Genomic DNA, 20,094 nt, shown 5'->3' on the forward strand with positions numbered 1-20,094 from the left:
CGCAAGGGGGTGGCGAGAAATAATTCCGATCGCCGCTGGCAGCGATCGAATCCCGCCGAATCGTTACTTGTTCCTGAATACGGGCTTACGCTTCTCGACGAAGGCCGCCATCCCTTCCTTTTGATCTTCCGAAGCAAAGAGAGAATGGAACAGCCGGCGCTCGAAGTGCACGCCTTCAGCAAGCGTCGTCTCGTAAGCGCGATTCACTGACTCCTTCGCCATCATCACGGCGGGCAAAGAGAATTCGCAGATGGTCGCTGCCGCGGCCAACGTTTCGTTCAGCAGATCTGCTGCGGGAATCACTCGCGACACGAGCCCGGCGCGCTCCGCCTCTTCCGCGCCCATCATCCGCGCGGTCAGGCACAGGTCCATCGCCTTCGCTTTCGACACCGCACGCGGCAGGCGCTGCGTACCGCCCGCACCCGGTATCACGCCCAGCTTGATCTCGGGCTGGCCGAACTTCGCCGTATCGGCGGCGAAGATCATGTCGCACATCATGGCCAGTTCGCAGCCACCACCAAGCGCGAAGCCCGCAACCGCCGCGATGATCGGCTTGCGAATCAAGCGGATCGTTTCCCAGTTGCGCGTGATGTAGTCGCCTTTGTACACATCCATGAAGGTGTAGCTCGCCATCATCCCGATGTCCGCGCCCGCAGCGAACGCCTTTTCACTACCCGTGATGACGATCGCGCCAACACCCTCATCCGCGTCGAACGCCTTGAGCGCCGCGCCCAGTTCGTCCATGAGCGCATCGTTCAGCGCGTTGAGCGCCTTTGGCCGGTTCAGCGTGATCAGTCCGACCTTGCCACGCGTCTCGACCAGGATATTTTCGTACCCCATAACTCCTCCTTCCACCAAAAGAAAGTCCCTCAAAAAATTTTTTACGCCGAACTTTGACTAATGCTAACATTGGCCAACCAACCGGTCGGTCAATTAATTGGCACGGGCCCCGTCCAACCTCTCAATCAACGTTGAGCCATGACACATTCGCTGTTCGCCAAGCATGAAGGCGCGCTTCAAAAAGCGCTTGCCGCCATCGAGACCCGCGGCTACTGGAGCCCGTTCGCCGAAATGCCTAGCCCCAAAGTGTACGGGGAAACCGCTAGCGCCGACGGCGAAGCCGCGTTCAAGGCCCACCTGAATCGCACCTTCGAGCTCGACCAGCCGTCGACGGGCGAAACCGTCGGCAGCGAGGCCTCGCCGTTCGGCTTCGCGCTCGGCGCGCGCTATCCGAAGTCGACGCCGGACCAGCTGATCGAAGCCGCGCGTCAAGCACAGCGCGATTGGCGCGCGGCCGGCCCGCAGGCTTGGGCAGGCGTGAGCCTCGAGATCCTCGAGCGCCTGAACCGCGCGAGCTTCGAGATCGCCTTCAGCGTGATGCACACAACCGGCCAGGCGTTCATGATGGCCTTCCAGGCCGGTGGACCGCACGCTCAGGACCGCGCGCTCGAAGCTGTCGCATACGCATACGACCAGCTGCGCCGCATTCCTGCCGACGCGCACTGGGAAAAGCCGCAGGGCAAAAACCCGCCCCTCGCGATGCAAAAGCGCTTCACCATCGTGCCGCGCGGCACCGGCCTCGTGCTCGGCTGCTGCACGTTCCCGACCTGGAATGGCTACCCCGGCCTTTTCGCCGATCTGGCGACGGGCAACACGGTCATCGTCAAGCCGCACCCCGGCGCGATCCTGCCGCTCGCGATCACCGTGCGCATTGCGCGTGAGGTGCTGCGCGAAGCCGGCTTCGATCCGAACGTCGTGACGCTGCTCGCCACCGATCCCAACGATGGCGCACTCGTGCAGCAACTCGCGCTGCGCCCTGAAATCAAGCTGATCGACTTCACGGGCAGCACGCAAAATGGCGACTGGCTCGAGCGCAATGCGCATCAGGCGCAGGTCTACACCGAAAAGGCCGGCGTGAACCAGATCGTGATCGACTCCGCGGAAGACCTGAAGGCCGTCGCCCGCAACATCGCGTTTTCGCTCTCCCTCTACTCGGGCCAGATGTGTACGGCCCCGCAGAACATCTATGTGCCGCGTGACGGCATCCGCACCGCTGAGGGCCAGGTGAGCTTCGAGGCCGTCGCTCAGGCGATTGCCGGCGCCGTGCAAAAGTTCGTCGCCGATCCGGCGCGCGCCGTCGAAGTGCTCGGCGCGATCCAGAACGAAGGCGTCATGGCTCGCATCGATGAAGCCCGCAAGCTCGGCACCGTGCTCGCCGACAGCCAGACGCTCGAACACCCTCAGTTCGCCGGCGCGCGCGTGCGCACGCCGCTCGTGCTCTCGCTCGACGCAGCCCGCGACGCTGCCCAGTTCACGCGCGAATGGTTCGGCCCGATCTCGTTCGTGATCGCCACGGATTCGACCGCCCAGTCGCTCAAGCTGGCAGGCGCTACCGCGCGTGACCACGGCGCGCTCACGCTGTCCGTCTACAGCACGGACGACGCCGTGATCGAGGCGGCACACGAAGCGGCCATCACCGGCGGCGTGGCGCTCTCGATCAACCTCACGGACGGCGTGTTCGTGAACCAGTCGGCGGCGTTCTCAGACTTCCACGGCACCGGCGCGAACCCCGCTGCGAACGCCGCGCTCGCGGACGCCGCCTTCGTGGCGAACCGTTTCCGCGTGGTTCAAAGCCGCGTTCATGTTGAACCGAAAGCAGCCCCCGCGGTAGCCGGCTGAACGGCCTATGCCGTTCAGCCGAATGGCGCCCGATTGCCCATCCCTCTAGCATGCAAGACGTGAGTGCACTCCTGCGCTCGCGCCCCAGGAATCCGAGATGACCGAAGCCTATATCTGCGACGCGATTCGCACCCCATTCGGCCGCTATGGCGGCGCCCTCAAGGACGTCCGCGCGGACGACCTCGCCGCGGTGCCCATCCGCGCTCTCGTCGAGCGCAATCCCGGCGTGGACTGGAGCGCGCTCGACGACGTGCTCTACGGCTGCGCCAACCAGGCCGGCGAAGACAACCGCAACGTCGCGCGCATGGCCGCGCTGCTCGCGGGTCTGCCGACCGACGCGCCGGGCGGCACGCTCAACCGCCTGTGCGGCTCGGGCCTCGACGCCGTCGGCAGTGCGGCGCGCGCCATCAAGGCGGGTGAAGCGCGCCTCATGATCGCGGGCGGCGTGGAAAGCATGACGCGCGCGCCGTTCGTCATGGGCAAGGCGGCTTCACCGTTTGCGCGGGAAGCAGCCATCTATGACACGACCATCGGCTGGCGTTTCGTCAACAAGCTGATGAAGCAGCAGTACGGTGTCGATTCGATGCCGGAGACGGCGGAAAACGTCGCGGAAGAATTCAGCATCAATCGCGCCGATCAGGACGCGTTTGCGCTGCGCAGCCAGCAGAAAGCGGCACGCGCGCAAAAGAACGGCACGCTCGCGCAGGAAATCGTCGCGGTCGAGATTGCGCAAAAGAAGGGGGACCCCGTGCGCGTCACGCTCGATGAGCACCCGCGCGAGACTTCGCTCGAATCGCTCGGCAAGCTCAAGGGCGTCGTGAAGCCGGACGGCACGGTCACGGCGGGCAACGCCTCGGGCGTCAACGATGGCGCCTGCGCCCTGCTGCTCGCCAATGAGGAGACTGCGAAACAGTATGGCCTGCGTCGCCGCGCGCGCGTGCTTGGCATGGCGACCGCCGGTGTCGCGCCGCGCATCATGGGCATCGGCCCGGCGCCCGCTACGCAAAAACTGCTCAAGCAGCTCGGCATGACGCTGGATCAGTTCGACGTGATCGAGCTCAACGAGGCGTTCGCCTCGCAAGGCCTCGCCGTGCTGCGCGCACTCGGCATTGCCGACGACGATCCGCGCGTGAACCCGAATGGCGGCGCGATTGCACTGGGCCACCCGCTCGGCGCTTCGGGAGCGCGTCTCGTGACGACGGCGCTCCATCAGCTGGAGCGCACGAACGGACGCTTTGCACTGTGTACGATGTGCATCGGCGTCGGCCAGGGCATCGCGCTCGCCATCGAACGCGTCGAGGCATAACGCCTGCAGTATCGACCGGCCGCCGGGCGATGCGTTCGGCGGCCTCAGACAGCTTTGCATGGGGCCGCACTAAACGCTAAAGCGCCAGGTGCGGCCGACAAGGAGACAACCGATGCCCTACGATGCGATCCGCGTCGAAATCGACGCATCCACCCGCGTGGCCACGATCACGCTGAACCGCCCGGACAAGCTCAACAGCTTTACGCGCGCCATGCACCGCGAGCTTGTCGCAGCGCTCGACGAGGTCGCCGCAGCCGGCGCGCGCGCCCTCGTGCTGACGGGCGCGGGCCGCGGTTTCTGCGCGGGCCAGGATCTCGCCGATCTCGACTTCACGCCCGGGGCGATGACCGATCTTGGTGACCTCATCGATGAGCATTTCAATCCGCTGATCAAGCGCCTGCAGGCGCTGCCGATGCCCGTGATCGCCGCCGTCAATGGCACCGCGGCCGGCGCCGGCGCCAATCTCGCCCTCGCCTGCGACCTCGTGCTCGCCGCACGATCCGCAAGCTTCATTCAGGCGTTCGTAAAGATAGGCCTCGTGCCCGATTCTGGCGGCACGTGGTTCCTGCCCCGGCGCGTGGGCATGGCGCGCGCGCTCGGACTCGCCATGACTGGCGAAAAACTGAGCGCGGAAAAAGCGGAGAGCTGGGGCCTCGTCTGGCAAGTGACCGACGACGCGGAACTCGCGCAAACGGCCGGCGCGCTCGCCGCGCGCCTCGCGCAGCAACCCACGCGCGCCATCGTCGCCACGCGCGAAGCGCTGCGCGCATCGGCCACGAACTCGCTCGACCGGCAACTCGATCTCGAGCGCGACCTGCAGCGCGAACTGGGCGCTTCGCACGATTACGCAGAAGGCGTGCAAGCGTTCATCGAAAAACGCGCACCGCACTTCGAGGGCCGCTGAGATGTCCACCCAGGTCTCGCAGCTGCCTCAAAACGACAACCTGCCGCCTGACGAACTCGCTCGCGCGGCTGCGCAAGCGATGTACGAAGCCGACGGCTGCACTCGCGCGCTCGGCATGGAACTCCTCGAAGTGCGCGCCGGCTACGCGCGCCTCTCCATGGCCGTGCGGCCCGAGTTTCTCAACGGCCATCAGACCTGCCACGGCGGGATGATTTTCTCGCTCGCGGATTCGGCGTTCGCCTTCGCGTGCAATTCATACAACGTCAACACCGTAGCGGCCGGCTGCTCGATCGAGTTCCTGCGTCCAGTCCTGCGCGACGAGGTGTTGACCGCCGAAGCCGTCGAACAGGTGCTATCGGGACGCAACGGGGTCTACGACATCCGCGTGACGAACCGGGCAGGCGAAACCGTCGCGCTTTTCCGAGGCAAGTCCGCGCAGATCCGCGGCAATGTCATTCCAGCCGCAACGTGAAGCGGATTTCCCCCTTCTCGATTCACTACGCGCCACGAGTCAAGTTCTTAAGATCCAGGAGACATCCATGAGTACCACGCTGCAGCTCGAACCCATCGAGAAGGCGAGCCGCGACGAGCTTGCTGCGCTGCAACTCGAGCGCCTGAAATGGTCGCTGAACCACGCTTATGAGAATTCGCCGGTCTATCGCCGCAAATTCGACGAAGCGGGCGTGCATCCGTCCCAGGTGCAGTCGCTCGCCGATCTCGCGCGCTTTCCATTCACCACGAAGAAGGATCTGCGCGACAACTACCCCTTCGGCATGTTCGCGGTGCCGCAAGACCAGATTTCGCGCATCCATGCGTCGTCAGGTACGACGGGCAAGCCGACCGTGGTGGCCTACACGGCGCGCGACATCGACACCTGGGCTAACCTCGTTGCGCGTTCGGTGCGCGCAGCGGGCGCACGGCGCGGCGACAAGGTGCACATCAGCTACGGCTATGGACTCTTTACGGGCGGCCTTGGCGCGCACTACGGCGCGGAACGCGCGGGTCTCACCGTCATTCCGTTCGGCGGCGGCCAGACCGAGAAGCAGGTCCAACTGATCCAGGACTTCCGTCCCGACATCATCATGGTCACGCCGAGCTACATGCTCGCTATCGCCGACGAAATGGAACGCCAGGGCATCGATCCGGCCACCTGTTCGCTGCGCATCGGCATCTTCGGCGCGGAGCCGTGGACCAACGACATGCGCAAGGCCATCGAGCAGCGCATGGGCATCACGGCCGTCGACATCTACGGCCTTTCGGAAGTCATGGGCCCGGGCGTCGCATCGGAATGTGCGGAAACGAAAGACGGCCCGACGATCTGGGAAGACCACTTCTACCCCGAGATCATCGATCCGGAAACCGGCGAAGTGCTGCCCGACGGCGAATTCGGCGAGCTCGTCTTCACCTCGCTCACCAAGGAAGCGCTGCCTATCATCCGTTACCGCACGCGCGACCTCACGCGTCTCTTGCCGGGTACGGCGCGCACCATGCGCCGCATGGAAAAGATCACAGGCCGCTCGGACGACATGTTGATCATCCGCGGCGTGAACGTGTTCCCCACGCAGATCGAGGAACTGCTGCTCAAGCAGCCGGCGCTCGCACCGCACTATCAGATCGTGCTGACGAAGGAAGGTCCGATGGACGTGATGTCGCTCAATTGCGAGCCGTGCCCGGAGACCGCACCCGATTACGGCGCGCTCGACGCGGCCAGCAAGGCGCTCGCCTACGACATCAAGGCGCTGATCGGCGTGACGTGCAAAGTGAACGTGCTCGAGGTGAACGGCATCGAGCGCTCGGTTGGCAAGGCTAAGCGAGTCATCGACAAGCGGCCGAAGTAACCGCGGCTCGCAACGCGCAGCAAGAGAAAAGCCGGCAAGCGCCGGCTTTTCTCTTCACGCGTACAGCGCAAGCACCATCGCGATCACGAGTTCGGGAACAGCAGCCACATGCGTCCGCCCTGCTTCATCTTGCCGGCCAGATCGCCAGCGTCGTCGCCGAGGCCCCAAAAGTAGTCCGCGCGCACCCCGCCCTTGATCGCCGTGCCCGTGTCCTGGGCGAACACGAGCCGGTTGAGCGGCGTATTCGTGAGCGGGCGCGTGGTCTGGAGAAACACCGGCGTGCCAAGCGGGATCGACGACGGATCGACGGCAATCGAGCGTTCCGGCGTGAGCGGCACGCCGAGCGCACCGATTGGGCCATCCGCGCCGCCCTGCGCGTCGCCCTCGGAGCCCACCATCTCGCGGAAAAACACGAAGCGCGGATTGGTGTCGAGGAGCGCGTCCACGCGCGTCGGGTTCGCGCGCGCCCATGCCTTGATGCCCTGCATGGTCGCCTGCGCGGGCGTGAGTTCGCCGTGGTCGAGCAGCCAGCGCCCGATCGACTTGTACGGCTGGTTGTTGGTGCCGCCAAAGCCCACGCGCATCACGCTGCCGTCTTCCATCACGATGCGCCCGGAGCCCTGCACCTGCAGGAAGAACGCTTCAATCGGGTCGTCCACCCAGACGAGTTCGTTGCCGGCCAGCACGCCCGAACGTTCGAGCTGCGCGCGCGGCGGCATCGCGGCGCCCGGACGATAACCGGACGGCCAACGATACAGCGCGGTCTGATAGATGCCGTGACGCGTGCGCGAACCGCGCAGCAACGGTTCGTAGTAGCCGGTCACGAGGCCGTCGAGCGTGCCGTCGTTGTTGGCGAACTGATAGGGCGTGAAATACGTTTCGAAGAACGCACGTGCACTCGAGGCGTCCAGGTCGTCGAGCTGCGAGGCCGCCGAGCACGCGCGCTGCCAGCGCGGATCGCGCGCGAGGCGCGTGCAGTTCGCACGCAGCGCCGCGGTCACGCCGATCAGCGAATCATCCTGCCAGCCCTGCACCTGCTGCCAGGCGACCGGCGTGAGACGTTGCGCGGCGAGCTGCGAGGGCAGCGTGGGCGCCCCCTTGGGCGGCACGTTGTGCACGTAGCCCGGGCCGCCGCATGCGGCAAGCAAAGCCGCCAGCGAAGCCGCGCCCAACCAGCCGCCTAACCAGCCGCCTAACCGGACACCCCAGCGGACACCCGAGCGACCACCCCAGCGGCCGCCGTCACGCCCAAGCGCCGACCCCACGCGATCTCGCACCTTTGTGAATCCCGGCATCACCGGGACATCGAGACCCGAATCGACGTCAAAATCACGCCTACAATATTGGCTCTCGATGGATGCCGCCATGTCAGAACTGCTCGACGAATACCCGATGCTCATGTTTGGTCTGGAAGCGCTCCTTGCGCTGTTCCTGCTGGTTTTCATCGTTGTGTGGACCGCGTCGGGCAGGAAGAAGCAAGCCTCGCGCGACGATCGGCGTCAGGACTAGCAGACCCCGAATTCTCGCGGCGGTTCAATGCAGCGTGCGCGGCATGCGCAGCACGAACTCGGGCACGCTCGCCTCGAAGCGCTCGGCATCCTCGGCCACACAGAAGTACTCCCCGCGCATGGTGCCCACCGGCGTCGCGATCACGGCCCAGCTGGTGTACTCGAACTGCTCGCCCGGCTTCAGAAGCGGCTGATGGCCGACCACGCCCAGCCCCTTCACCTCCTGCACGTGATTTTCGCTGTCGGTGATCACCCAGTGGCGCGCGATCAGCTGGGCGCTCACCTGACCGGTATTGCGAATGGTCAGCGTGTACGCGAAGGCAAATTGCCGGCGCTCCGGGTCCGATTCTTCGGGCAGGTAGCGCACCTGCGACGTCACGCTGAATTCGTACTGGCTCATCCCTGTTCCATTCGCCCGGCTGCGGCAACTGAGTCCGTTGACTGAGACGCCCGCGCAGCAAGGCGCCCGCGGGCGCACCGCGAGGTGCGGCACATGGTTTGGCATTCTGCTTGATGCAACGGGCACCCGCAACCCGGCGCGGCCCCCGGCGCCCGCCGCGAATGGCTCTCCCGCTGACGTAAAATACGGTTTTTCCGTCAGTTTCCCGATTGCCGCCATGACGCAATTCCGCATCGCCCCCAGCATCCTCTCCGCCGACTTCGCGCGTCTTGGCGAGGAAGTCCGCAACGTCGTCGCTGCCGGCGCCGACTGGATCCACTTCGACGTGATGGACAACCATTACGTGCCGAACCTCACCATCGGCCCGCTGGTGTGCGAGGCGATCCGCCCGCACGTGAGCGTGCCCATCGACGTGCACCTGATGGTGCGCCCGGTCGACCGCATCGTGCCCGACTTCGCCAAGGCCGGCGCGAATCTCATCAGCTTTCACCCGGAAGGCTCGGATCACATCGACCGCACGCTCTCGCTGATCCGTGACCACGGCTGCAAGGCGGGCCTCGTGTTCAACCCGGCCACGCCGCTGAACTACCTCGACCACGTGATGGACAAGCTCGATCTCGTGCTCATCATGTCGGTGAATCCGGGCTTCGGCGGCCAGTCGTTCATTCCCGAGGCGCTCAACAAGCTGCGCGAGGCGCGCGCGAAGATCGACGCCTACACGGCCCGCACGGGCCGCGAAATCCACCTCGAAGTGGACGGCGGCGTGAAAGTCGACAATATCGCCGAAATCGCGGCGGCTGGCGCGGACACTTTCGTGGCGGGCTCGGCGATCTTCGGCAAGCCGGACTACAAGACCGTGATCGACGAGATGCGCGCGCAGCTCGCAAGCGTCACCCACACTGCAAACGCAAAATGAGCGCCTCTATCAAGTCCACTGCGAATTTCACAGCGAAGTCCGCTGCGAAGTTCACCGCGCCGCGCATCGAAGCGGCGCTGATCGACCTCGACGGCACCATGGTCGACACGGCCGACGACTTCGCCGCCGGCCTGAACGGCATGCTCGCGCAACTCGACGCCGAGGAAACCACGCGCGAGGAAGTGATGGGCTACGTGGGCAAGGGCTCGGAGCACCTGATCCGCAGCGTGCTCGCGCCGCGCTTTGCCGCGGACAACGTGGAGGCGCGCTTCGACGAAGCGCTCGCGCTCTACCAGGATGAGTACGCGAAGATCAACGGCCTGCACACGCATCTGTACCCGGACGTCGAGGCGGGCCTCGCTGCGCTGCGCGACCAGGGCATCAGGCTCGCGTGTGTGACCAACAAGCCGCACCGCTTCGCCGTCGAGCTTCTGCAGCAATACGGCCTCGCGCAGTACTTCGAAGTGGTGCTCGGCGGCGACAGCCTGGCGAAGAAGAAACCCGACCCACTCCCGATGCTCACGGCCTGCGAGCGCCTCGGCGTGAAGCCCGCGGCGGCTGTGGCGATCGGCGATTCGGAGAACGACGCGATCGCGGGCCGCGCGGCCGGCATGGCCACGCTCACGGTGCCGTACGGCTATAACCACGGCCAACCTGTACAAAAAATCGAATCGGATGGTATAGTTGCCTCGCTGCTCGACGCCGCCAAGGCGGTCGCAGCGCACAATGATCTGACTTAAGTTCTCAACTGAACGTCAACTATCCTCATGTTTCTGAATAAAAAACGGAGTCTGAGCACGATCGACCGGGGAGCCTGGCCCTGGCGTCGCTGGTCGCGCTAACCTCACCCGAGGTTCGCTGAAGCCTGTCTTCAGCACCGTTTTTTACTTCGCTGCGCACTCGCGCGTGTCTCGACTCTAAACTGTTGCGGTAACCCGTCGGCTGGTCTGGCCGTTGGCTTTCGTTGTCCTTGCGTATCGTTTCGCCGTTCGTGGCGAGGTGCGCGAGGCACGAACGGCTACACCTCACCCTCCGTCGATGTACTGCACACCGGCCCGGCAAGCGCTGCATCATCGGCGCGACCTCGGACCGCACGAGCGAGCGCCAGCGGCCATCAAGCACTCAAAAACAAACGCCTCGCGCCCACCGCGCGCCCCGTTTTGAGCCGCACTGGGCCCGCACCCGCCGCGACTGGCAGCACGAAAGGATCGGAACATGACCGAACTCGAATTTCAGTCCCTCGCCAACGAGGGCTACAACCGCATCCCGCTGATCGCCGAAGCACTGGCCGATCTCGAAACGCCGCTCTCGCTGTATCTGAAGCTCGCGCAGCCCGAGCGCGGCGGCGCCAATTCTTTCCTGCTGGAGTCCGTGGTGGGCGGCGAGCGCTTCGGGCGCTACTCGTTCATCGGCCTGCCGGCGCGCTCGCTGATCCGCACGCGCAACGGCGTTTCGGAGGTCGTGCGCGACGGCCAGGTCATCGAGACGCACGACAGCGATCCGCTCGATTTCATCGCGAAATACCAGGCACGCTTCAAGGTCGCGCAGCGTCCGGGCCTGCCGCGCTTCTGCGGCGGGCTCGCGGGCTACTTCGGCTACGACGCGGTGCGTTACATCGAGAAAAAGCTCGCCGACACCTGCCCGGCCGACGACCTCGGCCTGCCCGACATCCAGTTGTTGCTGACCGAAGAAGTCGCGGTCATCGACAATCTCGCGGGCAAGCTGTATCTCATCGTCTACGCCGATCCGCAAACGCCCGAGGCCTACACCAAGGCGAAGCACCGCCTGCGCGAGCTCAAGCAGCGCCTGCGCACCACGGTGCAGCCGCCGGTGACTTCGGCGAGCGTGCGCACCGAAACGTTCCGCGAATTCAAAAAGGATGATTACCTCGCCGCCGTGCGCAAGGCGAAGGAATACATCGCCGCCGGCGAGTTGATGCAGGTGCAGGTCGGCCAGCGCCTCACCAAGCCGTATCGCGACAATCCGCTGTCGCTCTACCGTGCGCTGCGCTCGCTCAATCCGTCGCCGTACATGTACTACTACAACTTCGGCGAATTCCACGTGGTGGGCGCGTCGCCGGAAATTCTCGTGCGCCAGGAAAAGCGCGGTGAGGACCGCATCGTGACGATCCGTCCGCTCGCGGGCACGCGTGCGCGCGGCAACACGCCCGAGCGCGACGCCGAGCTCGCGACCGAACTGCTCAACGACCCGAAGGAAATCGCCGAGCACGTCATGCTGATCGACCTCGCGCGCAACGACGTGGGCCGCATCGCCGAGATCGGCTCGGTGGCCGTCACCGACAAGATGATCATCGAGAAGTACTCGCACGTGCAGCACATCGTGAGTTCGGTGGAAGGCAAGCTCAAGCCCGGCATGAACAATTTCGACGTCCTGCGCGCCACGTTCCCGGCCGGCACGCTCTCGGGCGCGCCGAAGGTTCGCGCCATGGAACTGATCGACGAACTGGAGCCGGTGAAGCGCGGGCTCTACGGCGGCGCGGTCGGCTATCTTTCGTTCAACGGCGAGATGGACCTGGCCATCGCGATCCGCACCGGCCTCATCCACAACGGCAATCTGTATGTGCAGGCCGCCGCGGGCGTGGTGGCGGATTCGGTGCCCGAGTCCGAATGGCAGGAAACCGAGAACAAGGCGCGCGCCGTGCTGCGCGCCGCCGAGCAGGTGCAGGACGGCCTCGACAGCGACTTCTGAGCGGAGAAAAGACCATGTTGCTCATGATCGACAACTACGATTCGTTTACCTACAACATCGTCCAGTACTTCGGCGAACTCGGCGAAGACGTTCACACGTACCGCAACGACGAAATCACCCTCGACGAAATCGCGCAGCTCAACCCCGCGCGCATCTGCCTCTCGCCCGGCCCGAGCAACCCGCAGCACGCGGGCATCACGCTCGCCGTGCTGCGCGAATTCGCCGGCAAGACGCCGATTCTCGGCGTGTGCCTCGGCCATCAGGCGATTGGCGAAGCGTTCGGCGGGCGCGTCGTGCGCGCGAAGACCATCATGCACGGCAAGGTGAGCCAGATCGAAACCGACTGCAAGGGCGTGTTCGCCGACCTGCCGAAGCATTTCAACGTCACGCGTTATCACTCGCTCGCCATCGAGCGCGAGTCGCTGCCCGACTGCCTCGAAGTCTCGGCCTGGACCGACGACGGCGAAATCATGGGCGTGCGTCACCGCGAGCTTGCGGTGGAAGGCGTGCAGTTCCATCCGGAATCGATTCTTTCGGAGCACGGCCACGCCCTCTTCGAGAATTTCCTGAAACAAACCAGGCGCGCTTGAGCCGGAGGCGACCATCATGATTACCCCGCAGGAAGCGCTCCAGCGCACGATCGAGCATCGCGAGATTTTTCACGACGAGATGCTCCACCTCATGCGCCTCATCATGCGCGGCGAGCTTTCGCCCGTGCTGTCGGCCGCCATCATCACCGGCCTGCGCGTGAAGAAGGAAACCATCGGCGAGATCACCGCCGCCGCGACGGTGATGCGCGAGTTCGCGAATCACGTCGAGGTGAAGGACAACTCGAATTTCATCGACATCGTCGGCACCGGCGGCGACGGCTCGCACACCTTCAACATCTCCACAGCTTCGATGTTCGTGGCCGCGGCAGCCGGCGCGAAGGTCGCCAAGCACGGCAACCGGGGCGTCTCCAGCAAGTCGGGCAGCGCGGACGTGCTCGAGGCGCTCGGCGTGAACATCGATCTGCAGCCGGACCAGGTGGCCGCCTCGATCGCCGAAACGGGCATGGGCTTCATGTTCGCGCCCAACCACCATCCCGCGATGAAGAACATCGCCGCCGTGCGCCGGGAGCTTGGCGTGCGCACGATCTTCAACATCCTCGGGCCGCTCACGAATCCGGCCGGCGCGCCCAATCAGCTGATGGGGGTGTTTCATCCGGACCTCGTCGGCATTCAGGTGCGCGTGATGGAGCGGCTTGGCGCGAAACACGTGTGCGTCGTGTACGGCAAGGACGGCATGGACGAAGTCTCGCTCGGTGCGGCCACGCTCGTCGGCGAACTGAAGGACGGCCAGATTCGCGAGTACGAGATCCATCCCGAAGACTTCGGCATGCAGATGGTCTCGAACCGCTCGCTCAAGGTCGAAAACGCCGACGAGTCGAAGGCGATGCTGCTCGGCGCGCTCTCGAACGAGGCCGGAACCGCGCGCGAGATCGTCGCGCTGAATGCGGGCACGGCGCTCTACTCGGCGAACGTGGCGAACTCGATCGAGGAAGGCATCCGGCTTGCGCGCGAGGCGCTCGCCAGCGGCCGCGCACGCGCCAAAGTCGACGAACTGGTACGCTTCACGCAACAGTTCAAACGCTGATCCCGCACCGTTTTTTGCCTCCGAACATCATGAGTGACATCCTCGAAAAGATCATCGCGGTCAAGCGCGAAGAAGTGCGCGCCGCCGAGCAGAGCGCTCCGCTCGAAGAGCTGCGTCTGCAGGCCAGCACGCGTGACCTGCGCGATTTCGTCGGCGCCTTGCGCGCGAAGCACGACAACGGCCAGGCCGCCGTGATCGCCGAAGTGAAAAAGGCAAGTCCGTCGAAAGGCGTGCTGCGCGAAAACTTCCAGCCCGCCGAGATCGCGCGCTCGTACGCCGAGGGCGGCGCGGCCTGCCTCTCCGTGCTGACCGACGTGCAGTTCTTCCAGGGCAGCGCGGCGTACCTCGAAGCCGCGCGCGCCGCGTGCAACCTGCCGGTGCTGCGCAAGGACTTCATCGTCGATCCGTATCAGGTCGTCGAAGCCCGCGCGATGGGCGCCGACGCGATCCTGCTGATCGCCGCCGCGCTCCAGCCCGGCGCAATGCGCGATCTCGAGGCGCTTGCGCATTCACTCGGTCTCGCGGTGCTCGTCGAAGTGCACGACCGCGAGGAACTCGTGCACGCGCTCACGCTGAAGACGCCGCTCATCGGCATCAACAATCGCAATCTGCGTACGTTCGAAACGACGCTGGACACGACCATCGGCATGCTCGACGACGTGCCTGAAGACCGCATCGTCGTGACCGAGTCGGGCATCCTCTCGCGTGCGGACGTCGAGAAAATGCGCGCGCTTTCCGTTCACACGTTCCTCGTGGGCGAGGCGTTCATGCGCGCCGGACAGCCGGGTGCGGAACTCGCCCGCATGTTCTTCTGATCGCGCGGCGCCATGGGTATCGAACGCGAAATCAAGCTCGCGCTGCCGCGCGACCAGGTGGACGCGGCCCTGCGTCTCATCGAGACGCGCGCCGGCAAGCCGGGTCGCGCCATCAGGCTCGAAAACATCTACTTCGACACGCCGGCGCTTGCGCTCGCGCGCGCCAGGAGCGCGCTGCGCCTGCGCCGTGCGCCCGAGGGCTGGCTGCAGACGTTCAAGACTGTGGGCATGGCGCAAAACGGGCTGCACGCGCGCCACGAATGGGAGATGCCGGTGGCAGGCGAAGCGCTCGAAATCGACAGGCTGCTGCACGAGTGCGATGAAGCCGGCGTTTCGACAGCGCTCTCGGACGCCGCCGCGAACCTGATCCCGCTCTTTCGCACCGACTTCACGCGCACGCTGTGGACGCTCGAAGTCGACGGCGCACGCGTCGAAGCGGCCATCGATCAGGGCGAAGTCACCGCCGAAGTGAACGGCGAGACGCGGCGCACGCCTATCTGCGAAATCGAACTCGAACTGAAGTCGGGCGACGAAGCGGCATTGCACTCGCTCGCGGCGCAACTCGCGCAGGCGCTGCCAGGCCTCGCGCCGGACGACGTTAGCAAGGCCCAGCGCGGTTACAAGCTGCGCGAAGGCTGAGAACGACGCGGTGCGGCTTCGGAGTGCCCGCGCAAACGCGCCCAACGACTCGGGAACGGCGTAAAAATGGCGCTGTTAGTTGCAACATCAGTGCAGATGCCGCAGAAGGCCGCCCCGCCGCGCTCGCGCCGGATTGAATCGGCGCGCAATTGCTGCGACACTTGCCGCCCATGACTTCCACGAAACGCCCGCGCGTCGCGATGCCGGTGCAAGCCTCGCTGTTCGACGACGATCGGTCCGGCCCGCCGCAAGCCACGCTCGACGAGCCGCCGCTGCCCGAATTCGACCCGCGCCAGATCACGATCTTCTCGTTGTTCGACGCCGACGAATTCCCGGCGCCCGAGCGCACGCACGCCGTTATGCCCACCCCCGCCATGCCCCACGAACCCGCCAGGCCGCAAGCCGCCATCGACACCACGCGCCTCGAAGACCAGTTCGACGCACTGCCCGCCGCCTGGCGCGAGCTGCTCGCGCCGTTCATCGCGAGCGACGCCTACGCGCCGCTGTGCCGCTTCGTCGACGATCAGCGCGCCGCCGGCAAGACCGTCTATCCCGCCGACGTGTTCCGCGCGCTGCGCCTCACCTCGCCCGACGACGTGAAGGTCGTGATCCTCGGCCAGGACCCGTACCACGGCGAAGACCGAGGCACGCCGCAGGCGCACGGCCTGGCGTTCTCGGTGCCGCCCTCGGTGCGCCCGCCGCCCTCGCTGCGCAACATCTTCAAGGAGATCGCGGCGAGCCTCGGCATTCAGGCGCCGACGCACGGCTGTCTCGACGCCTGGGCGCGCCAGGGCGTGCTGCTGCTGAACACGGTGCTGACCGTCGAGCGCGCGAGCGCCGCGAGCCACGCGAAGCGCGGCTGGGAACGCTGCACCGACACGCTGATCCAGCAACTCGCCGCGCGCCACGAGCACCTCGTGTTCATGCTGTGGGGCGCGCACGCGCAGAACAAGCGCGCCCTGCTCTCAGGTGCGCATTGCGTGCTGGAAGCGCCGCATCCGTCGCCGCTTTCCGCGCATCGCGGCTTCCTCGGCTGCGGGCATTTCGCGCAGGCCAACGACTATCTGCAGGCGCACGGCCGCCAGCCGATCGATTGGCGCTTGCCGGAGGAAGGTCTCGTGCTCGCCTGAGGCGCCGCGGCCTCGCGACGCACGCGACACCACCCGCAATAAAAAAACACCACGAGATCGCTCCCGTGGTGTTTTTGTTTTTACGGCCAAAAATCGCGCGCCTTACGCTGCGGCGATCGCCTCACGCGCGCCCGCGAGCGCTGCGCTTGCCGCTTCCGGGCCCATGTTCAGGCCTTCGGCGTAGATGAAGTTCACGTCGGTCATGCCGAGGAAGCCGAGGAACGACTTCAGGTACGGCGTCTGGCTGTCGTGCGCGGTGCCTTGATACTTGCCGCCGCGCGCCGAAACGACATGCACCTTCTTGCCGTTCACGAGACCTTCGGGGCCATTCGCGGTGTAGCGGAACGTGATGCCGGCACGCGCGATCCAGTCGAAGTACGTCTTGAGTTGCGACGAGACGCCGAAGTTGTACATCGGCGCACCGATCACGATGATGTCCGCTGCCTGCAGTTCCGCGATCAGCGCTTCGCTGCGTGCGGCGATGGCCTGCTGCTCCGGCGTGCGCTGCTCGGCCGGCGTGAAGAACGCGCCGAGCACGGCGTCGTCGAGGTGCGGCAGCGGATCGGCTTGCAGGTTACGCGTGACGACTTGCGCGCCCGGATTCGATTGTTGCAGCCTGGCCGTCAATTCGTTGACGAGCAGCGTCGACTGGGCGCCTTGCGAGCGGGCGGCGGAATTGATTTGCAGGATCGTGGTCATGGTGGCTCCTTCGGGTCTCAGTTGCGCAACGTTGCGCGAGTGAAGGCATTGTGTTTTTTTACCGCGCCGCGAAAAAGTAGTCCGCCGATGACGGATTGTTGCAACGATAGAACAATCGCGGGCATGAAAAAGCGGCATGGGATCTGTCACTCCACGCCGCTATGGGTACCCGGGCCGCCGTGCCTCGCCCAGCGGTCTACACCGCCAGCCAGCGCTCGCGCAATGAGCGCGCGGGCGCGCGCTTGTCCGAGGCGGCGAGCTTGTAGCGCGCGACGTCGGGCGCGTCGAGGGTCAGACGCGCCACGCGAAGCTCGTCGCGGCGGAACGCGTGGATTTCGACTTTCGTGCCCGGCTGGTAGCGCGCGAGCAGCGCGTCGAGATTCGCGCCCGTCACGCGCAGGCCGTCGAGCGCAACGAGCGCGTCGCCAGCCGAAAGCCCCGCCTTCTGGGCCGCGCCGCCTTCGTAGACCACGGCAAGCGTCGCTTCGGCGCCGCCGCGCAGCCGCGCGCCGAGCGACGGCTTCGCGCCGCGCTCGGGCTCCCCTTCGAGCGTCACGCCGAACGGCTCGAACAGCGCCGCGAGCGGCAGGTCGCGCGTGCCGCGCACGGCGTCGCTAAAGAGCGCGCCCAGTTCCACCCCCGTCGCCTCGGCAATCAGCGCCTCGACATCGTCCTCGCCCACGCCCACCGGCTTGCCGCGATAGAAGTCGCGCCCATGGCGCTGCCACAAGAGGCGCATGACGTCGTCGAGCGACTTGCGGCCGTTCGTCTGCGCGCGAATCGCGAGGTCGAACGACAGCGCCACGAGCGAGCCCTTGGTGTAGTAGCTCACGATCGCATTCGCTGCGTTCTCGTCCTGGCGGTAGTACTTCACCCACGCGTCGAATGAGCTTTCCGCGACGCTCTGCTTCAGGCGCCCCGCCCCGCGCAGCACGCCGGCGATCGTCTTGCCGAGCAGACCGAAGTATTCGTCTGCGGAAATGAGGCCGCTGCGCACGAGCATGAGGTCGTCGTAGTACGACGTGAAGCCCTCGAACAGCCACAGCAGCGACGTATAGTCCTCGCGCGTGAGGTCATACGGCGCGAACGCGGCGGGCTTGATGCGCTTCACGTTCCACGTGTGGAAGTATTCGTGGCTGCACAGGCCGAGATAGGTGCGATAGCCTTCCGACGTCTCCGGCTTGCCCTTCACCGGCAGGTCGGTGCGATTGCAGATCAGCGCCGTCGATGCGCGGTGCTCGAGGCCGCCGTAACCGTCGCTCACGGCCTGCGTCATGAACACGTAGCGCTCCATCGGCGCGCGTTTCGTGCGCGGCTCGAAAAGCGCGATCTGCGCCTCGCAGATCTTCTTCAGGTCGGCGGCGAGACGCTCGGTGTCGAGGCCGACCACACGGCCCGCGATCACGATGTCGTGCGGCACGCCGTGCGCCTTGAAGCTCGCGAGCGTGAACTCGCCGAATGTCACCGGGTGATCGATCAGCTCGTCGTAATTCGTGGCCGTGTACTCGCCGAAACCGTAACGCTTGGTGCCGCGCGCCTCCGTGAGCGCCGTGCCCACGCGCCAGTGGCGGTACGCGTGTCCGTCCGGACGCTGAATATCGACCGCGTGCTGCGCCTCCTCATGGCCGAGCGCTGCGAGAAACACGCTCGTGCCGTTGAAGAAGCCCACCGTGTCGTCGAGATGCGCCGCGCGCACCGACAGGTCCCACGCGTAGACCTCGTAGCGCAGCGTGAGCGCGCCCTTCACGGGCGCGGCCTGCCACGAATGCTTGTCGGTCTTCGTCACGCGCACCTTGCGGCCCGCGTCGTTGAAGGCGCGCAGCGCGACGATGTTGCGCGCGAACTCCCGCACCATGTAGCTGCCCGGAATCCACACGGGCAGCATGAAGCGTTGGCCGTCCGGCGCGGGGTCTTCCACGGTGAGCGTCACCTCGAACAGATGCGCGGCGGGATGCTTCGGGACGATGGTGTATCGGATCGGCTTCATCGGCGGGATCGGTGAGAGAGTCGGTCAGCAGATGCTGCAATGCAATTTCAGTATGCCCCGCAGACACAACCGGAGAAAAAGCGTCGGAGAAAAATCGCCGGGCAAAAAAGGCACCGGCCGCGAAAGCGGCCGGCGGATTCGGGGGTGGCGTCAGTGAGCGCCGTTCAGTCCGCGTTCGAGCCGGTCGGCGCTGACTGCGCCCGGCAGGCGGGTGCCGTCGGCGAGGATCACGGTGGGCGTGCCGGTCACGTTCATCTTCTGGCCGAGCGCGAGATTGCTGTCGATGGCGGCCGTGTCGCACGTACCGGCTGCCGTGGGCGCCTTGCGGTCCACCATCCACGACTCCCATGCCTTCGCGCGGTCGGCCGAACACCAGATCTGCTTGGCCTTCGCCGTCGAATCCGGCGAGAGCACCGGATACAGGAACGTGTAGACCGTCACGTTGTCCACCGACTTCAGCGTGTTTTCGAGTTGATGGCAGTACGGGCAGTTCGGGTCGGAGAACACGGCCATCTTGCGCTTGCCGTCGCCCTTCACGACCTTGACCGCGTTCTCGAGCGGCAGCCTGGCGAAATCGACCTTGTTGATTTCGTTCAGGCGCGCCTCGGTGAGATTGCGGTGCGCCTTGGTGTCGATGAGTTCGCCGTTGAGCACGTAGTCGCCGCTGGCGTCGCTGTAGACGATCTGCGTGCCGAGATTGATCTCGTAAAGGCCCGGCATGGGCGCCCTGGTGATGCCCTTGATATCGCTGGCGTCGATGCCGAGGCGCGTCTGCAGCGCCGACCTGATCTTGTCGGTGGTCTGGTCGGCCTGGGCCGAGCAGCCGAGCGCCGAGGTGGCTACCGCGATCACGAGCGCGGCGAATCGAATACGCGTTTGCATGGGATGCATTCCTGATTCGGGCGCGCCGCGCAGGGGCGACGCGCGCA

At 65.7% G+C, this 20,094-nt stretch carries 20 protein-coding genes; 14 read left to right on the forward strand and 6 right to left on the reverse strand.

The window, feature by feature from the left end:
* Positions 1–63: 63 nt before the first annotated feature.
* Positions 64–840: an enoyl-CoA hydratase gene (locus tag BHE01S_RS33400; protein WP_042272091.1), complete on the reverse strand. Its 777-nt coding sequence runs from the start codon at positions 838–840 to the stop codon at positions 64–66.
* 138 nt (positions 841–978) lie between these two features.
* On the opposite strand from BHE01S_RS33400, the gene paaN reads away from it, so the two are divergent.
* The 5 genes from paaN (at position 979) to paaK (ending at position 6,727) form a co-directional block, all read left to right on the forward strand.
* Complete coding sequence (gene paaN, locus BHE01S_RS33405) at positions 979–2,679, forward strand: phenylacetic acid degradation protein PaaN (protein WP_042272093.1); 1,701 nt, start codon at positions 979–981, stop codon at positions 2,677–2,679.
* A gap of 97 nt (positions 2,680–2,776) precedes the next feature.
* Positions 2,777–3,985 carry a 3-oxoadipyl-CoA thiolase gene (gene pcaF / locus BHE01S_RS33410; RefSeq protein ID WP_042272095.1) on the forward strand — a complete coding sequence of 403 codons (1,209 nt, stop codon included), beginning with the start codon at positions 2,777–2,779 and terminating at the stop codon, positions 3,983–3,985.
* Positions 3,986–4,097: 112 nt separating this feature from the next.
* Positions 4,098–4,889, forward strand: coding sequence for a 2-(1,2-epoxy-1,2-dihydrophenyl)acetyl-CoA isomerase PaaG (gene paaG, locus BHE01S_RS33415; RefSeq protein WP_042272098.1), 792 nt, complete (start codon positions 4,098–4,100; stop codon positions 4,887–4,889).
* Between the two features lies 1 nt (position 4,890).
* Positions 4,891–5,361, forward strand: a complete 471-nt coding sequence (gene paaI / locus BHE01S_RS33420) for a hydroxyphenylacetyl-CoA thioesterase PaaI (RefSeq protein WP_042272101.1) — start codon at positions 4,891–4,893, stop codon at positions 5,359–5,361.
* Between the two features lie 67 nt (positions 5,362–5,428).
* A complete protein-coding gene (gene paaK / locus BHE01S_RS33425) occupies positions 5,429–6,727 on the forward strand; it encodes a phenylacetate--CoA ligase PaaK (RefSeq protein WP_042272103.1) in 1,299 nt (432 codons plus the stop codon).
* 83 nt (positions 6,728–6,810) lie between these two features.
* Here paaK and mltA read toward each other — a convergent pair whose 3' ends face one another.
* On the reverse strand, positions 6,811–8,127 hold the full coding sequence (mltA, locus tag BHE01S_RS33430; RefSeq protein ID WP_407669584.1) for a murein transglycosylase A: 1,317 nt from the start codon (positions 8,125–8,127) through the stop codon (positions 6,811–6,813).
* Between mltA and BHE01S_RS38585 the strand changes: the two genes are divergently transcribed.
* Positions 8,093–8,236, forward strand: a complete 144-nt coding sequence (locus BHE01S_RS38585; protein WP_042272202.1) for a hypothetical protein — start codon at positions 8,093–8,095, stop codon at positions 8,234–8,236. The genes mltA and BHE01S_RS38585 overlap by 35 nt on opposite strands.
* A 24-nt stretch (positions 8,237–8,260) precedes the next feature.
* Here BHE01S_RS38585 and apaG read toward each other — a convergent pair whose 3' ends face one another.
* Positions 8,261–8,635 carry a Co2+/Mg2+ efflux protein ApaG gene (gene apaG, locus BHE01S_RS33440; protein WP_042272109.1) on the reverse strand — a complete coding sequence of 125 codons (375 nt, stop codon included), beginning with the start codon at positions 8,633–8,635 and terminating at the stop codon, positions 8,261–8,263.
* Positions 8,636–8,852: 217 nt separating this feature from the next.
* Between apaG and rpe the strand changes: the two genes are divergently transcribed.
* The 8 genes from rpe (at position 8,853) to BHE01S_RS33480 (ending at position 16,479) form a co-directional block, all read left to right on the forward strand.
* Positions 8,853–9,551 carry a ribulose-phosphate 3-epimerase gene (gene rpe, locus BHE01S_RS33445; RefSeq protein WP_042272112.1) on the forward strand — a complete coding sequence of 233 codons (699 nt, stop codon included), beginning with the start codon at positions 8,853–8,855 and terminating at the stop codon, positions 9,549–9,551.
* Positions 9,548–10,291, forward strand: a complete 744-nt coding sequence (locus tag BHE01S_RS33450) for a phosphoglycolate phosphatase (RefSeq protein ID WP_042272114.1) — start codon at positions 9,548–9,550, stop codon at positions 10,289–10,291. The genes rpe and BHE01S_RS33450 overlap by 4 nt, the downstream gene beginning before the upstream one ends.
* A 475-nt stretch (positions 10,292–10,766) precedes the next feature.
* Entirely contained in the window at positions 10,767–12,260 is a 1,494-nt protein-coding gene (trpE, locus tag BHE01S_RS33455) for an anthranilate synthase component I (protein ID WP_042272117.1), read from the forward strand.
* A gap of 14 nt (positions 12,261–12,274) precedes the next feature.
* A complete protein-coding gene (locus tag BHE01S_RS33460; protein WP_042272121.1) occupies positions 12,275–12,850 on the forward strand; it encodes an aminodeoxychorismate/anthranilate synthase component II in 576 nt (191 codons plus the stop codon).
* Between the two features lie 13 nt (positions 12,851–12,863).
* On the forward strand, positions 12,864–13,895 hold the full coding sequence (gene trpD / locus BHE01S_RS33465; RefSeq protein WP_042272124.1) for an anthranilate phosphoribosyltransferase: 1,032 nt from the start codon (positions 12,864–12,866) through the stop codon (positions 13,893–13,895).
* Between the two features lie 29 nt (positions 13,896–13,924).
* Positions 13,925–14,710: an indole-3-glycerol phosphate synthase TrpC gene (gene trpC, locus BHE01S_RS33470; protein ID WP_042272126.1), complete on the forward strand. Its 786-nt coding sequence runs from the start codon at positions 13,925–13,927 to the stop codon at positions 14,708–14,710.
* Positions 14,711–14,722: 12 nt separating this feature from the next.
* Positions 14,723–15,349 carry a CYTH domain-containing protein gene (locus tag BHE01S_RS33475; RefSeq protein ID WP_042272128.1) on the forward strand — a complete coding sequence of 209 codons (627 nt, stop codon included), beginning with the start codon at positions 14,723–14,725 and terminating at the stop codon, positions 15,347–15,349.
* 170 nt (positions 15,350–15,519) lie between these two features.
* Positions 15,520–16,479: a uracil-DNA glycosylase gene (locus tag BHE01S_RS33480; protein ID WP_042272130.1), complete on the forward strand. Its 960-nt coding sequence runs from the start codon at positions 15,520–15,522 to the stop codon at positions 16,477–16,479.
* A gap of 102 nt (positions 16,480–16,581) precedes the next feature.
* On the opposite strand, the gene BHE01S_RS33485 is transcribed toward BHE01S_RS33480, so the two are convergent.
* The 3 genes from BHE01S_RS33485 to BHE01S_RS33495 form a co-directional block, all read right to left on the reverse strand.
* Positions 16,582–17,178: an FMN-dependent NADH-azoreductase gene (locus BHE01S_RS33485; RefSeq protein WP_042272133.1), complete on the reverse strand. Its 597-nt coding sequence runs from the start codon at positions 17,176–17,178 to the stop codon at positions 16,582–16,584.
* 196 nt (positions 17,179–17,374) lie between these two features.
* A complete protein-coding gene (locus BHE01S_RS33490) occupies positions 17,375–19,165 on the reverse strand; it encodes a M61 family metallopeptidase (RefSeq protein WP_042272137.1) in 1,791 nt (596 codons plus the stop codon).
* Positions 19,166–19,315: 150 nt separating this feature from the next.
* Positions 19,316–20,047: a DsbC family protein gene (locus tag BHE01S_RS33495; RefSeq protein WP_042272205.1), complete on the reverse strand. Its 732-nt coding sequence runs from the start codon at positions 20,045–20,047 to the stop codon at positions 19,316–19,318.
* Positions 20,048–20,094 lie beyond the last annotated feature (47 nt).

The organism is Paraburkholderia heleia NBRC 101817, assembly GCF_000739775.1.
Taxonomy (GTDB): domain Bacteria; phylum Pseudomonadota; class Gammaproteobacteria; order Burkholderiales; family Burkholderiaceae; genus Paraburkholderia; species Paraburkholderia heleia.

Excerpts from the sequence above, each read along its gene's own strand:
- paaK (WP_042272103.1), top strand. The coding sequence starts at position 5,429 with ATGAGTACCACGCTGCAGCTCGAACCCATCGAGAAGGCGAGCCGCGAC.
- rpe (WP_042272112.1), top strand. The coding sequence starts at position 8,853 with ATGACGCAATTCCGCATCGCCCCCAGCATCCTCTCCGCCGACTTCGCG.
- BHE01S_RS33450 (WP_042272114.1), top strand. The coding sequence starts at position 9,548 with ATGAGCGCCTCTATCAAGTCCACTGCGAATTTCACAGCGAAGTCCGCT.
- BHE01S_RS33400 (WP_042272091.1), bottom strand. The coding sequence starts at position 840 with ATGGGGTACGAAAATATCCTGGTCGAGACGCGTGGCAAGGTCGGACTG.
- BHE01S_RS33495 (WP_042272205.1), bottom strand. The coding sequence starts at position 20,047 with ATGCAAACGCGTATTCGATTCGCCGCGCTCGTGATCGCGGTAGCCACC.
- BHE01S_RS33490 (WP_042272137.1), bottom strand. The coding sequence starts at position 19,165 with ATGAAGCCGATCCGATACACCATCGTCCCGAAGCATCCCGCCGCGCAT.
- mltA (WP_407669584.1), bottom strand. The coding sequence starts at position 8,127 with ATGAGCATCGGGTATTCGTCGAGCAGTTCTGACATGGCGGCATCCATC.
- paaG (WP_042272098.1), top strand. The coding sequence starts at position 4,098 with ATGCCCTACGATGCGATCCGCGTCGAAATCGACGCATCCACCCGCGTG.
- BHE01S_RS33475 (WP_042272128.1), top strand. The coding sequence starts at position 14,723 with ATGGGTATCGAACGCGAAATCAAGCTCGCGCTGCCGCGCGACCAGGTG.
- BHE01S_RS33485 (WP_042272133.1), bottom strand. The coding sequence starts at position 17,178 with ATGACCACGATCCTGCAAATCAATTCCGCCGCCCGCTCGCAAGGCGCC.
- BHE01S_RS33460 (WP_042272121.1), top strand. The coding sequence starts at position 12,275 with ATGTTGCTCATGATCGACAACTACGATTCGTTTACCTACAACATCGTC.
- BHE01S_RS38585 (WP_042272202.1), top strand. The coding sequence starts at position 8,093 with ATGTCAGAACTGCTCGACGAATACCCGATGCTCATGTTTGGTCTGGAA.
- trpE (WP_042272117.1), top strand. The coding sequence starts at position 10,767 with ATGACCGAACTCGAATTTCAGTCCCTCGCCAACGAGGGCTACAACCGC.
- trpC (WP_042272126.1), top strand. The coding sequence starts at position 13,925 with ATGAGTGACATCCTCGAAAAGATCATCGCGGTCAAGCGCGAAGAAGTG.
- paaI (WP_042272101.1), top strand. The coding sequence starts at position 4,891 with ATGTCCACCCAGGTCTCGCAGCTGCCTCAAAACGACAACCTGCCGCCT.
- apaG (WP_042272109.1), bottom strand. The coding sequence starts at position 8,635 with ATGAGCCAGTACGAATTCAGCGTGACGTCGCAGGTGCGCTACCTGCCC.
- pcaF (WP_042272095.1), top strand. The coding sequence starts at position 2,777 with ATGACCGAAGCCTATATCTGCGACGCGATTCGCACCCCATTCGGCCGC.
- BHE01S_RS33480 (WP_042272130.1), top strand. The coding sequence starts at position 15,520 with ATGACTTCCACGAAACGCCCGCGCGTCGCGATGCCGGTGCAAGCCTCG.
- paaN (WP_042272093.1), top strand. The coding sequence starts at position 979 with ATGACACATTCGCTGTTCGCCAAGCATGAAGGCGCGCTTCAAAAAGCG.